Here is a 15,154-nt window from a genome sequence, read left to right on the forward strand (position 1 = left end):
GGCTGCTACGTCGTCAGTCCGTACATGTTCGCAGCGCAACAGCGCCAGCCACGCCTTCACCGCCCAACCCTGCGCTCCTCCCCCTCCCCCCGCGGCGCCTGGAACTGCCGCGCCACCAGCCGCGCGTAGTAGGGATGGCTGGCGATCAGTTCGTCGTGGCTGCCCATGCCGGAGATGCGGCCGCCGTCCAGGAAGTAGATGCGGTCGGCCCCCATCACGGTGGCCAGGCGGTGCGCGACGACGATGTTGGTGCGCCCGCGCATCAAGGCGGCCAGCGCCTGGCGGACCTGGTGTTCGGTCTCGCTGTCAAGGCTGGAGGTGGCTTCGTCCAGGATCAGGATGGCCGGGTCGCGCAGAAACATGCGCGCGATCGCGATGCGCTGGCGCTGCCCGCCCGACAGGTTGTTGCCCTGCTCCAGCAGCGGCGTGTCCAGCCCCAGCGGCATCTGCTCGATGAAGGACCAGGCGCCGGCTTTCTCGGCCGCCTCGCGCAGCTGGGCGTCGCTGACGCGGCGCGCCAGTCCGTAGGCGATGTTGTCGCGCACGCTGCCGGGCATGATGGGCGCGTTCTGCGCCACATAGCCGATGCGGGCGCGCCAGTCGCCCAGCGCCAGGTCGGCGATGGGCCGGCCGTCGTACAGGATGCTGCCGGCCACCGGTTCGTAGAAGCGTTCGATCAGCGACAGGATGGTGGTCTTGCCCTGGCCGCTGGCGCCCACCAGGGCCGTCGTCGTGCCGGGCAGAAAGCTCAGGCTCACGCCCTGCAGCACCAGGCCGGACTGGCCCGGATAGGCGAAGAACACGGCACGGAACTCCAGCGCGGCCGCCGGCGCGCCCGGGGCCGAGGCCAAACCCGCGCCCATGCCGGGCGCCGCATCGGCGGCCCGCCGGTCTTCCTCCGGTTCGATCAAGAGGCGCGCGATGCGGCCGGAGGCGCCGCGCGCCTTCTGCAGCTCGGCGGTGAAATTGGTCAGCTGGATCAGCGGCGCGGCGACGCTGAAGATGTAGAGGATGAAGGCGGTGAGCGTGCCGATGCTGATCTCGCCGCGGCTCACGCGCGAGGTGCCCACCACCAGCACGGCGATCACCGCGGCGGTCAGCGCCAGGCTGATCAGCGGCTCCAGCGCGGCGTTGATGCGCGCGCTGCGCAGGCCCAGCCGCGTGATCTCGCCGATCTCCTGGCGCGCCCGCGCCTGCTCGCGCGACTCGGCGGTGAAGGCCTTGACCAGGCGTATCTCCGAGAACACATGGGTGAGGATGCCGCCCAGCCGCGCCGTGTGGTCCTGGGTACGGCGCGCCAGCCCTTCGAGCAGCAGCGCCAGCGGGATCACGACGACGAAGGCCGCGGCAATGCAGGACAGCAGCGTGAAGGTCAGGTGCAGGTCCAGCAGCAGCAGCACCGCCACCGAGCCGGCCAGCATCAGCACGCCGGTGAGCAGGTTGACGAACTGGCGCGTGGCCAGCCCCGCGATCGCGTCGCAGTCGCTGATCACACGGCTGACCCGTTCGCCGCTGCTCTCGCGGTCGAAGGCGGCCACCGGTAGGCACAGCGTCTTGTCCACCAGCTGCTGGCGCAGGCCGGCCACCACGCCATGCCCCACGCGCGCCACCAGGTAGGACGACAGCGCCGAGGCCAGCGCCGCGCCGGCCAGCACCAGCGCCAGCCCCGCGACCCGCGGCGTGATGTCGCGCCCGGCCGCGATGTCGTCGACCAGCTCCCGCGTCAGCATGGGAAAGGCCAGTTGGCCGGCCGCGGCCAGCAGCGCCATCGCGGCGGCGGCGCCCAGCAGCCTCAGCGAGGGTCGCGCGCGGCGCACCAGCCCCCACAGCGAGTACGGCGCGCGGGGCGGGCGGTCCGCGCTCACAGCAGCAGCTCCCGCTGGCCGAACAGCAGCTCGGCCTGCCGGCCCTGCGCGCGCAGCGTGCGCTCCACCTCGCGGGCTTCGCGGAACTGCGTCGAGTCTTCCGAGTACAGGATGCTGGTGAGATGGGTCAACCAGGGCTCGGCGCCCATCGCGTAGATGAAGAGCCGCTGGGGTTCGAAGAAGCGGTGCATGCGCAACGCCTTGTCCGCGTTGCAGCCATCGAGCCGGCGCGACTGGTCTTCGCCGCGGGTCAGCATCTTCTGCAGCAGCGGGCCGTAGAGCCAGGTGGCCGGTGCGCCCACGCATTCCATGCCCAGGAACAGGCAGTCCACGCGCGGCATCAGCCGGCGCAGCGGTTCGTAGAACTCCGGCTCCGGCGGGTTGGAGTCGGCGAAGAACAGGCAGCCGACCTCGCGCATCTGGACGCCGAAGGCCAGCTTGCCGCGGACGTCCAGGTCGGCATGTTCGCCGTAGAACGGTGCGCCGACGATGCGCCCGCCGGGAATGTCCAGCGTCTCGTACTCGCCCAGCTCAATCACCCGTTCAAAGCCGCAGTGCTGAAGCATCAGCTTCAGCGAAACATCGGGCAGACTGCCGCCGCCGGACTTGCCCACCACCACCCGGTCCACGCGCGGCCGCAGGCGCAGCAGGGTCTCGAACACGATGTGGTCCTGGTGCGGATGCGTGATCAGCACATAGTCCAGCCGCTCGGGCAGGTCGTCGAAGGTGTAGTGCTCGAGGCGCGACTCGCCGGGATAGCTCAGCAGCGGGTCGACCAGGAGGGAGATCCCGGCGCCTTCCATCAGCACGCAGGCGTGGCCGAAATAGCGGATGCGCACGCCGTCGGCGGGGCCGGTGTCGCGGGCGGCGCCGGGCCCAAGCTCGCGCATCATGGACCGCAGCAGCGGCAGCTCGCGCGCGGCGTCGGCCAGGTGGGGCCGCAGCCGCTCCAGCAGCGCCGGCAGGTCCTCGGTGCCGCCATGCAGCTCGTTCCACAACGGGTCGCCGAAGGGCAGCTGCAGCGCCACCGAGGCCTCGCTGCGGCGGATCTGCGGCGTGCTCAGGATGAAGCTGCGCGGCTGGTCGCTGGCGCGCTCCAGCACACAGCTCTGCAGCGAAGGGTCGCACAGCGGGCCGCCGTAGAACACCGGTTCGATGAAGCGCGGGCTGGGCTGCTTGGCCACGTCGTAGGCCAGCTCCACGCCGGGGCGGATCAGCGGGTCGATCTGCGCATACAGCGGCGGCACGCCGGCGCCCTTGGCCTGCGTCTGCAGCATCTGGAACATCGCGTTGATCGCGTCCGCTGCGCGCAGCTGCGGCGCGCAGCGCTCCAGCGTGCGGTCGCGAAAGTGCGCCATGTCGGCCGGGTCGCCGTCGTCGTTGATGAAGGGGCCGCCCAGCAGCTCGGGCCGGCGGGCCGATTCCCGGTGCTGGGCGGGGTCGTCGAGGAAGGACTCCAGCATCGCCAGATGCGAATGGCGCGTGTACAGCCCGAAGGTCAGCGGCGACACCAGGTAGGGATGGGCGAACCAGGCGTTCACCAGCGGCACGTTGCGCACGCCAAAGTCCAGCGCGCTGAGCGTCTTGGTCTTCATTTCACCTCGCTGATGGGGTTGGAAACGGGGATGGCGCCCTCCGGCAGCGCGCACGTCTGCCGCAGCAGCAGCGCCGCGATCCGGCCGGCATGCGGGTCTTTCAGCACGCTCATGTGGTTGCTGCCGGACAGCAGCACGGCCTCGAGGCGCGGAGCCCACGCGCGCCAGGCTTGCAGCTTCTGTGCGTTGGACAGCCGCGGCGGGTCGTGGGCGTCGCGCTCGGTCTCCGAACGCTCGGCCTGCAGCAGCAGCACCGGGCCGTCGTAGCCGGACGGGGGCTGGTAGCCGGTGTTCAGGTGCTGTCCGAAGACGCGCAACAGGCCTTGCAGCTTGTGCACCGGCGTGCGCGCGGGCATCACGCCCGCGGCCACCAGCGCGGCGAGCAAACGCTGCTCCTGCGCCGCCTCGTCCAGACCGGCCAGCTCGCCGACCCGCAGCGGCTGGCCGCGGTCCATCTCCAGCAGCTCGACGAACAGCGCCAGCGTCCGCAGCCGGTCCGACGCGCGCACCGGCCCGGGCGGTTCGCAGTCCACCAGCACCAGCTGCGCCACCGTGTCGCCGGCCGCGGCGAGCCGGCGCGCCATCTCGAACACGACCCAGCCGCCGAAGGAGTGACCCAGCAGGCGGTACGGCCCCTGCGGCTGCGCCGCCTTCAACTCCGCGACATGGGCGCGCGCCGCCGCTTCCACCGAACCGTGCGGCACCGAGCCGCCGTCGTGGCCGCGGCTCTGCAGCCCGATCACCGGCGTGCGCGGCCCCAGCGCCTGCAGCAGCGGCAGGAAGCAGGTCACGTTGCCGCCGGCACCGGGGGCGCAGTACAAGGGCGGCACGCCGCGCTCGCCCGACTGCAAGGGGATCAGCGCCTTGACCGGCGCAGCGGCGCTCAGTGCCGGATCGGCCTCGGCCTCGTCCAGCGCGCGGCGGATCTGCGCCGCCAGCCGCGGGCTGTGCGGCTCCTCCATCACGGTCTTGTGGGTGCCGCCTATGGGCCGCAGCCGCAGGTGGCGGCCGGCCAGCGCCTCCCAGCCCATGGACGGATCGCTGCCCGGCACCGGCTCGCCGGTGAACAGATGCAGGGGCATCGGCAGCGGCGGCGGCCGGTAGTCCATGCAGGCGTGGACCAGGCGGCCGAAGCGCGCCGAGCGCCAGACCAGCTCGTCCAGGCGGAAGCTGTCCGGCAGCCAGCCCAGCTCGCGGCAATGGGCCACCGCCTGTTCCAGGTCCATGTGCTCTTGCAGCGCGCGTATCGCCAGCATGTCCAGGCTGGGGTCCAGATAGGCGGCGTAGACCTCCAGGAAGACCCAGCGCATCCCCAGCTCGTCGGGGATGGGCTCGGCCGGCTTGTAGCCGGGCCGGGCGCTGTCGATCAGGCCGATGAACTCGACCGCTTCATCCTCGGCGAGCAGCTGGTGCGCGATCTCGTAGGCCAGCAGGCCGCCGCCCGACCAGCCCGCCAGCCGGTACGGCCCCTGCGGCTGCACCTGCCGTATCGCGTCGCGGTGGCGGCGCGCCAGCGCCACCAGGTCCCGCTGCGTCGCCGCGTCGGCCCGGGAGGCGCGCAGACCATAGATCGGCAGGTCCTCGCCCAGATGGCGCGACAGCCGTTCATAGGACAGCACCTCGCCGGTCGGCTCGTGCAGGAAGAAGAGCGGCCGGCGCGTGCCACCCAGGCGCAGCGGCACAACCTCCTCGGGCAGCGCCGACGCGGGCGCCACCGCCGACAGGCGCTCGGCCATGTCCTTCAGCCGCGGCGCCTCGAACAGGCCGCGCAGCTCCACCTGCAGGCCCTGCTCGCGCAGCCGCTCGACGAGCTGGATGGTCAGCAGCGAGTGGCCGCCCAGCGCGAAGAAATCGTCGTCGCGCCCCACCCGCTCGCGCTGCAGCAGCGGCGCCCACAGCGCGGCCAGCAGGCGCTCGCGCTCCCCCTGTGGCGCGGCGTAGGCCGGGCGCACGGCCGCGTCGTGGTCGCGCGGCGCGGGCAGCGCCTGGCGGTCCAGCTTGCCGTTGGGCGTCAGCGGCAGCGCCGCCAGCCGCAGGACGACGCCCGGCACCAGGGCCTCGGGCAGCCGGCGCGCCAGGGCCTCGCGCAGCGTCGCGGACTCCAGCGCCGCGGGCGGCGTGTCGGAGTCCGTGCCCGTTTCCGTGTCCGCCTCGGCGACCACGTACGCCACCAGGCGCCGGTCGCCGGAATGCCCGGCATCGTCCTCGCGCGCCAGCACCACCGCGTCGCGCACGCCCGGCTGCTGGCGCAGCAGCGCCTCGATCTCGCCGAGTTCCACGCGCAGGCCGCGGATCTTGACCTGGTGGTCATTGCGGCCGAGGAACACCAGCGTGCCGTCCTCGCCCCAGCGCGCCAGATCGCCGCTGCGGTACAGGCGCCCGCCCAGCTCGCCCGGGAAGGGGTTGGGCAGGAAGCGCTCACGCGTCAGCTCGGGCCGGTTCAGGTAGCCGCGCGCGACGCCGGGGCCGCCGATGCAGATCTCGCCGACCGCGCCGCGCGGCACCAGCTGGCCATGGGCATCCAGCAGGTAGATCTTCGCGTTGGCGATGGGCCGGCCGATGTGCGGCACCGCGTGGCCGCCCAGGTCCGGTTCCAGCCGGCCGGCGCTCACGATCACGGTGGTCTCGGTCGGTCCATAGCAGTGGACCAGCTCGAACGGCAGGTCCGCGGCCGGCCGGTGGTTCAGCCGTTCACCGCCGATCAGCAGGTGGCGCAGCGCCGGGTTGAAGCGGCGCCGTTGCAGCGCCAGTTCGCCCAGCGCGGTCACCAGGAAACTGCTGTGCAAGACCTGGCCCTCCCACCACGTCAGCAGCTGCTGCGGGTCGGCGTCGGCCGGCGCCAGCGCCAGCGTCGCGCCCATGCACAGCGGTGGCCAGACCTCCCAGGAACAGGCATCGAAGGCCAGCCCCGCCAGACCGCTGCTGCGCTCGCCCACCCGCAGCGGGAAGCGCTGGCAATGCCAGCTGACGAGATTGACCAGCCCCCCCTGCTCCACCATCACGCCCTTGGGCGTGCCGGTCGAGCCCGAGGTGTAGATCACGTAGGCCAGGTGGCGCGGCATCAGGCCCACCGCGGCGGCGTCGGGCCGCGTCGCCGGCTCGTCCCGCCAGGGCGGTTGCGGGTCATCGAGCCGCAGCACCGGCAGCGCGGCCGGCGGGTCCAGACCTTCGAGCAGCGCGCCGTAGGTGAGCAATGCCATCGGCAGCGCGTCGGCCAGCATGAAGGCCAGGCGCTCGCGCGGATGGGCCGGGTCCAGCGGCACATAGGCACCGCCCGCCTTCAGCACCGCCAGCATGGCGACGACCAGCGCCGCACCGCGCGGCAGGCAGATCGCGACCCGCTCGTCCGGCCGCAGGCCCAGCCGGCGCAGATGCTGGGCGATCCGGTTGGCTTCGTCGTCCAGGGCCCGGTAGCTCAGGCTGCCGTGCTCGTGCGCCACCGCGATGGCCTGCGGATGCAGGTCGGCCTGCTGCTCCACCAGCTGGTGCAGGCACAGTTCGCGCGGGCCGGCATGGCGGCTGGCGTTGAAGTCCACCAGCAGCTGCTGGCGCTCGGCCTGCGGCAGCACCTCCAGCGCATACGACGGCGTTTGCGGTGCGCGCTCCAGCGCGTCGGCCAGGCTGTCGAGCGCCTGCAGCATCTGCGCGCAGACGCGCGCCGCGCCGATCGGCTCGGCGATTTGCGCGCTGAGCGAGAAGCCCTCGCCCAGGTCGTCGACCGACAGGATGAACGGGTAGTTGCTGCGCTCCTGCGCGTACACCAGCGCCACGCCCTTGAGCCCCGGCTGCGCGTCGTCCTGCGCCTGCGGGCTGTGGCGGTAGTTCAGCAGCGCCGAGAACAGCGGCGTGGAGGCCGGCAGCGCGCTGCAGCGCTGCGCCAGCGACAGCGGCGCATGCTCGTGGCGCAGCAGCCGCAGCAGGGTTTCGTGGGTGTTCTGCAGGCTCTGCTGCACCGGGACGGCGCCCAGCCGGATGCGCAGTGGCAGCGTGTTGATGAACAGGCCCAGCGCGCGCGCGCTGCCCTGTCCGCCCTGCAGGCGACCGAACAGCACGGTGCCGAACACCACGTCGTCGCGCCCGCTGCTGCGCGCCAGCACCTGGCCCCAGGCCCAATGGAACAGGCTGGCGCAGCTGACGCCCTGCGCGCGCGCCAGCCGGCGCAGCCGCCGCGCCAGGTCCGCGTCGAGGCTGAGCTGCGCCTCGCGCACCTCGCGGCCGTCGCCCTGCACATCCATCAGCCCATAGGGCGCGGTGGGGCCGTCCACGTCACCCAGCAGTTCGGTGAACATCGCCTCGTGCTCGGCCTGGCTGACGCCCAGCCGCGCCTGCGCGACGAAGTTGCGGAAGGGCACCGGCTCGGGCAGCTCCTGTTCGCGCCCGGCCTGGATCATGGCCAACTCGTGGAACAGCAGGTCCAGCGTCGCGTGGTCGGTCACCAGGTGGTGCTCCAGCAGCTGCAGCAGCCAGCGGCCCTGTGCAGCGTCCGGCGCGGCGAGCAGGCGCAGCAGCGGCGCGCGGCGCAGGTCCAACCGGGTGTGCGCCGGGTCGGCCTGCGCGCGCAGCGCCGCGGCCACGTCGCCGTCCAGGGCCAGCTCCTCCACCGCCAGCTCGGCCTCGCGCCACACCACCTGCACCGGCTCGGGCAGGCCCTGCCACAGCACCGCGGTGCGCAGCACGTCGTGGCGTGCGACCACGCGCCGCAGCGCCTGGACGAAGGCATCCAGGCGCGCGCGCGAGTCGAAGGCCAGCGTGGCCGAGGACAGATAGGCGTCGCCCTCGCGCTGCAGCAGGTGGTGGAACAGAATGCCCTGCTGCAGCGGCGCCAGCGGGTAGATGTCCTGCACGTTGGCGGCGCCGCCGGGCACCTGCGCGACGATCTGCTCGATCTGCGCCGGCTCCAACGCGACCAGCGGCAGCATCTCCGGCCGCAGTGCGCGGCAGCCCGGCGGGATGGCGTTGGACGGCACCCGCACGCCCGGCGCGCCGGGCTGCGGCTCCATGACCACGGCCTCCGCCAGCGCGGCCAGCCGCGGGCTGGCGAACAGCGCGCGGATGTCCACCCCCAGCCCCTCGCGACGCATGCGCTCCAGCAGCTGCACGGCCAGCAGCGAGTGCCCGCCCAGCGCGAAGAAATGGTCCTGCCGGCCGACGCGCTCGCAGCCCAGCAGCTCGGCCCAGAGGCGCGCCAGCGTCTGCTCCACCGCTCCTTGCGGCGCCTCGTAACGCGGCGCGGCCAGTTGCGCACCATCGGGCAGCGGCAGGGCCCGGCGATCCAGCTTGCCATGCGGCGTCAGCGGCCAGGCCGGCAGGCAGACGAAGGCCGCGGGCAGCATGACCTCCGGCAGGTCGCGCGCCAGCGATGCGCGCAGCGCCGCCAGATCCACGCCATCGCCGGCCAGCAGATAAGCCACCAGCCGCCGGTCGCCGGCGTGGCCCGGCAGGTCGTCGCGCGCCAGCACCAGCGCCTCGCGCACCGCCGGCTCGCGCGCCAGCCGGGCCTCGATCTCGCCCAGCTCCACGCGGAAGCCGCGGATCTTCACCTGGTGGTCGTTGCGGCCGAGGAATTCCACCGTGCCGTCGGGCAGCCAGCGCCCCAGGTCGCCGCTGCGGTACAGGCGCGCCCCGGGTTCGCCGGCGAAAGGATCGGCGACAAAGCGCTCGCGCGTCAGCGACTCGCGGTTCAGATAGCCGCGCGCCACGCCGGCACCGCCGATGTGGATCTCGCCCGGCACCCCCACGGGCACCGGCTCGCCATGGCGGTCCAGCACATACAGGCGCATGTTGGCCAGCGGATGGCCGATGGAGCGCGGATGCGCCTGCGGATGGCAGGCCAGCACGCTGGCGTTCACCGTGGCCTCGGTGGGGCCATAGGCGTTGAACAGCGCCGGGCGATGGCCCGGCCGGGCCCACCAGGCGGCCAGCGCTGCCTCGCTCACCGCCTCGCCCCCGATCGCCAGCAGGCGCAGCGAGGCCGGCAGCGGCGCCTGCGGCGCCAGCGCGATCTGCTGCCAGAACAGCGTCGGCAGATTGGCCACGGTGAGGCCGGCGTCGCGCGCCAGCGCGCACCAGCCCTGCGCGTCGGACACCCAGTCCGGCGTCGCCAGCACCAGGGTCGCGCCGCTGCACAACGCGCCGAAGATCTCCTCCACCGACATGTCGAAGCTCGCCGCCGCGAACTGCAGCACGCGGTCGGACGGCGCCAGGCCGTAGCGCTGCTGCAGCGCCATCACCTGGTTGCACAGGCTGCGGTGTTCCACCATCACGCCCTTGGGCGTGCCGGTGGAACCCGAGGTGTAGATCACATAGGCCAGGTGCCGGGCCCGCAGCCCGGTCAGCAGCGCGTCCTGGTTCAACGCGGACAACGACGCCCAGCGATGCCGCTTGACGTCCAGCGCGAGCGCCTGCACGCCGTCGGGCACCTGCAGCCCGTCCAGCAGCGCCTGCTCGGTCAGCAGCGCCATGGGTGTGCAGTCGCGCAGCATCAGCGCGCGGCGCTCTGGGGGGCTGGACGGGTCCAGCGGCACATAGGCGCCTCCGGCCTTCAGCACGGCAAGGATGGCCACCAGCAGCACCGGGCTGCGCGGCAGGCAGACGGCCACCCGCTCGTCCGGCGCGACGCCCAGCTCGCGCAGGTAGTGGGCCAGCCGGTTCGCCTCGGCATTCAGATCGCCATAGCTGAGCCGATGCGCCTGGTGCACCAGGGCCGTCGCGTCGGGCCGCAGCGCGGCCTGCTGCTCGAACATCTCGTGCACGCCCTGCGCGCGCGGCGGCGGCCGGTCGCTGTCGTTCCAGGCCTGCAGCAGCTGGTGGCGCTCGACCTCATCCAGGATGGCGATGCGGTCCACGGCCTGCGCGTCGTCGGCCACCATGCCTTGCAGCAGGCGGCGCAACAGCGCGAGGTGGCGCTCCATGCTCGCCGCGTCGAACAGCGCGGTCGCGTATTCCAGCGTGCCGTGGATGCCGGCCTCGCTCTCCCGCAGCGTCAGCGACAGCTCGAAGGGCGTGCTGCGGTCCTCGCGCTCGGGCAGCTCCTCCAACGTGAGGCCGGGCAGCTGCAAGGGCTCGGCGGGCAGGTTCTGCCACGCGAACATCAGCTGGAACACCGGCGCATGGGCCAGCGAACGCTCGGGTTGCAGCGCCTCCACCACCTGCTCAAAGGGCAGGTCCTGCGCCTTCTGCGCCGCCAGCACGGTCTCGCGCACCTGCGCCAGCAGGCCGGCCACGCTCTGCGCCCCGGCCACGCCCAGCCTCAGCGCCAGCGTGTTGACGAAGAAGCCGATCAGCGGCTCCAGCTCGGCCCGGCCGCGGTTGGCCACCGGCGAGCCGATCACCACCTCGTCCTGGCCGGCCAGGCGGCCGCACAGCGCGGCCCAGCCGGCCAGCAGGGTCATGAACAGCGTGCAGCCGTGGCGATGGGACAGCGCCTTCAGCGCGTCGCTCAGCCCGCGGTCCAGCGCGAAGCCCAGACTGCGCCCGCTGAAGTCCTGCAGCGCCGGGCGCGGCCGGTCGGTCGGCAGCGTGACGCACACCGGCGCGCCGGCGAGCTGGCGCTGCCAATGGTCCAGCTGCTGCCGCAGAACCGGCCCGGACAGCCAGTCGCGCTGCCAGAGTGCGTAATCGGCGTACTGCACCGGCAGGGGCGGCAGCGGGTCCGTGGCGAGGTCCGCGCCGGGGCGGGCATAGGCGGCGTACAGCGCGCCCAGCTCGCGCGCCAGCACGCCCATGGACCAGCCGTCCGCGATGATGTGGTGCAGGGTGAGCAGCAGCACCTGGGTCTGCTCGTCCAGACGCAGCAGACGTCCGCGGAACAATGGCCGCGTGCCCAGGTCCAGCGGCGTCTGCGCCTCGATGCGCGCCCAGTGCGCCACGGCGGCCTGCGGATCGGGCGTGCCACGCAGGTCGTGGCTGGCCAGGCTGAAGCCGGCCTGCGGGGCGACGCACTGCAAGACCTGACCCTCGACCCGCTCGAAGTGCGTGCGCAGCGCCTCGTGGCGCTGCACGATGCGGTCCAGCGCGGCGCGCAGCGCCGCCTCGTCCACGCGGCCACGCAGGCGCAGGCCGCCGGTCATGTGATAGGCCTGGCTGGCCGCCTCGCCCAGCTGGGCGATGAACCACAGCCGCTGCTGCGCGAAGGACACCGGCACCCGCGCCGGCCGCGACATCGGCCGCAGCGCCGGCACGGCGGATGCCGGGTCGCGCCGCGCGGCCTCGTCGGCCTGCGCCGCGAAGTCCTTCAACAGTGGATGCGCGAACAGCGTGGACAGCTCCATCTCCAGCCCCAGGCGCTGGCGCAGACGCGAGATCAGCTGCACCGCCAGCAGCGAATGGCCGCCCAGCTCGAAGAAATGGTCGCCGCGGCCGACGCGCTCCAGCCCCAGCAGCTCGCCCCAGGCCTGGGCCATCGCGGTCTCCCGCTCGCCCCGCGGCGCCTCGTAGCGGCGCAGCCCGAAGGACGCGTCCTCGGGCACCGGCAGCGCGCGCCGGTCCAGCTTGCCGTTGGGCGTCAGCGGCAGCGCCGCCAGCCGCACATAGGCCGCCGGCACCATGTACTCCGGCAGGCTCGCGGCCAGCTGTTCACGCAGCGCCTCGGGCGTGGCGGCGTCGGCATCGGCCTCGCCGCCGCCCACGTAATAGGCCACGAGCCGCTTCTCGCCCGGCTCGTCCTCGCGCGCGACGACCACGGCCTCGCGCACGCCGGCCAGCCGCAGCAACCGGGCCTCGATCTCGCCCAGCTCGACGCGGAAGCCGCGCAGCTTCACCTGCTGGTCGATGCGGCCGACGAACTCCAGCCGGCCATCGGCGCGCCAGCGCCCCAGGTCGCCGCTGCGGTACATCCGCGCGCCGGCGCCGGCCGCCGCGAACTCCGCCGCGAAGGGGTCGGGCACGAAGCGCTCGGCACTGAGCTCGGCGCGGTTCAGATAGCCGCGCGCGATGCCGGTGCCACCGATGCAGATCTCGCCCGCGACCCCGATGGGCGCCGGCCGCCCCTGCGCGTCCAGCACATAGACGCGCTTGTTCGGGATCGGCCGGCCAATGGGCGGGTCCTGCCCCTCGTCGACCTCGCCCGGCACGCAGGGCTGCAGCGTCGCGCAGACCGTGGTCTCGGTGGGCCCGTAGCCGTTGATCAGCCGGCGGCCCGGCGCGAAGCGCCGCACCAGCGCCTGCGGCGCGGCCTCGCCGGCCATCACCAGCAGACGCAGATCCTCCAGCCGCGCCTGCGGCGGCAGCGTGGCCAACACCGCGGGCGGCAGGATCGCATGCGTGATGCGGTGCTGTTGCAGCGCGGCGAGCAGATCCTCGCCGGCCAGCGGCAGCTCGCGCGCCACCAGGTGCAGGCTGCCGCCATGGGCCAGCGCCAGCACCAGTTCGAAGATGCAGCCGTCGAAGCTGAACGAAGCGAACTGCAGCACCCGGCTGTCCGGCCCCGCGGCAAAGCTGCCGACCTGGCCGGCGGCGAGGCTGCACAGCCCCTCATGCGCCACCATCACGCCCTTGGGCGTGCCGGTGGAGCCCGAGGTGTAGATCACATAGGCCAGGTGCGAAGGCGCGAGGCCCAGCGCGCGCGGATCGGGGTTGTAGGCCGGCAGCGCCGACCAGGACGGCTGCGGCGCGTCCAGCTCCAGCACCGCGGCCGACATCAGCGCGCGGCTGGCCGGCAGGCGGTCCTGCAGCGCGGCCTGCGTGATCAGCACGCGCGGCCGGCTGTCGTCCAGCATGAAGGCCAGGCGCTCGGGCGGATAGGCCGGGTCCAGCGGCACATAGGCGCCGCCCGCCTTCAGCGTGGCCAGCAGCGCGACCACCATGTCGACGCCACGCGGCAGCGCGATCGCCACCCGCATGTCGGGCTTGACGCCCAGCGCCAGCAGCTGGTGCGCGAGCCGGTTGGCGCGTGCGTTGAGCTGCGCATAGCTCAGCCGCTGCGCATCCACCACCAGCGCGGTCGCGTCGGGCCGCGCCGCGGCCTGCCGCTCGAAGAGCTCGTGGATGCAGGACTGCGTGGCATAGGGCACGGTCGCCGCGTTCCAGTCGTGCACCAGCAGGCGCCGCTCGTCGTCGGGCAGAACCTCCAGCGCGCGCAGCGGCCGCTGCGGCGCCTCGTCCAGCGCCTGCGCCAGGTTGGCCAGCGCGGTGTGCATGTAGCGGCACAGCCGCATCGGGTCGATCGGCGCGCGGGTATCGGCGGTGAGCAGGAAGTCCTGCCCCAGGTCGTCCACCTTCAGCACGGCGGGGAAGTTGCTCAGCTCCTCGCCATGCAGCACCTCCATGCCCGGCCAGGGCGTTTGCGACGCGCGGCTGTGGCGGAAGTTGAAGCCGGCCGAGAACAGCGGCAGCGAGCTGGGCACCCCGCTGCAGCGCTGCGCCAGCGACAGCGGCGCGTGCTCGTGGTGCAGCAGCGCGGCGAGCTGGGCCTGGGTGTCGCGCAGCGCCTGCGCCAGCGGCCGCTCGTCCAGGCGCAGGCGCAGCGGCAGCGTGTTCATGAACAGGCCCAGCACGCGGTCGGCCGCCTGGCCGCCCTGCATGCGGCCGAACAGCGCGGTGCCGAAGACCACGTCGTCGCGCCCGCTGACGCGCGCCAGCACCTGCGCATAGGCCAGGTGGAACAGGCTGCTGGGGCTCAAGCCCAGCCGTCGCGCCTGCGCGCGCAGGCGCCGCGCCAGCGCGGGGTCCAGCGGCAGCCGCGCCTCGTCCACGTCGGCGCCGTCGCCCAGCATGTCGACCAGGCCATAGGGCGCGCTGGGCGATTCCACGTCGGCCAGCATGGCGCGGAAGAAGGCTTCGTGCGCCTCGGTGCTGACACCCAGGCGGGCCTGGGCGACGAAGTTGCGGAAGGGCAGCGCCGGCGGCAATTCGTCGCCCCGCCCGTCGCGCAGCAGCGCCATCTCGTCGAACAGCACATCCAGCGTCGTGTGGTCGGTGACGATGTGGTGCATCAACAGCTGCAGCAGCCAGCGGCCGGACGCCGGGTCGTGCGCCTCGAAGCCGCGCATCAGCGGCGCCTGGCGCAGGTCGATGCGGCGCCGACGCGGGTCGGCGTGGCGGCGCAACGCGCCGGCCATGTCCATGCCCGCGTCCGGCGCCAGCGCCGGCGCCTCCACCACCAGCGTGGCCTCGCGCCACACCACCTGCACCGGCTCGGCCAGCCCCTCCCACGCGATCGCGGTGCGCAGCGCGTCATGGCGCGCGATCCCCTGCCGCAGCGCGGCGAGGAAGGCGTCCAGCCGCGCGCGGCTGTCGAAGGCCAGCGTGGCGCTGAGCAGATAGGGATCGCCCTGCTTCTGCAGCAGGTGATGGAAGAGGATGCCCTCCTGCAGCGGCGCCAGCGGATAGAGGTCCTGCACATTCGCGGCCCCGCCGGGCACGCCGGCGACGATGCGGTCGATCTGCGCCAGGTCCAGGCTGCCCGGCGGCATCAGGCTCAGCATCTCCGGCAGGATGCGCGTGCAGCCCGGCGGGATGCCGTTGGGCGGCACCCGCAGCTCGCCCTGTCCCGCCGCGCGCGCCTCGGCCACCGCGTCGGCCAGCGCGGCCAGCGTGGGCCGCTCGAACAGCGTGCGGATGTCGGCGAACAGCGCGCGCTGGCGCATGCGCTCCATCAGCGTCACCGCCAGCAGCGAATGCCCGCCCAGTTCGAAGAAATGGTCGTGGCGGCCGACACGCTCCAGCTGCAGCAGCTCGGCCCACAGCGCCGCCAGG

General features: G+C 73.3%; 3 protein-coding genes. All 3 read right to left on the reverse strand.

The window, feature by feature from the left end; translation table 11 throughout:
- Window positions 1-56: 56 nt before the first annotated feature.
- From LZ017_RS18500 to LZ017_RS18510, 3 genes are read right to left on the reverse strand one after another with little or no spacing between them, the layout of a single operon-like run.
- Entirely contained in the window at window positions 57-1,865 is a 1,809-nt protein-coding gene (locus tag LZ017_RS18500; protein ID WP_241398387.1) for an ABC transporter ATP-binding protein, read from the reverse strand.
- Window positions 1,862-3,460 (reverse strand): MBL fold metallo-hydrolase, encoded by a 1,599-nt coding sequence (locus LZ017_RS18505; RefSeq protein WP_241398388.1) that lies wholly within the window; start codon window positions 3,458-3,460, stop codon window positions 1,862-1,864. The genes LZ017_RS18500 and LZ017_RS18505 overlap by 4 nt, the downstream gene beginning before the upstream one ends.
- Entirely contained in the window at window positions 3,457-15,153 is an 11,697-nt protein-coding gene (locus LZ017_RS18510) for a non-ribosomal peptide synthetase (RefSeq protein WP_308194085.1), read from the reverse strand. Before LZ017_RS18510 ends, LZ017_RS18505 begins: the two co-directional genes overlap by 4 nt.
- Window position 15,154 lies beyond the last annotated feature (1 nt).

The organism is Pelomonas sp. CA6 (assembly GCF_022549225.1).
GTDB lineage: Bacteria > Pseudomonadota > Gammaproteobacteria > Burkholderiales > Burkholderiaceae_C > Roseateles.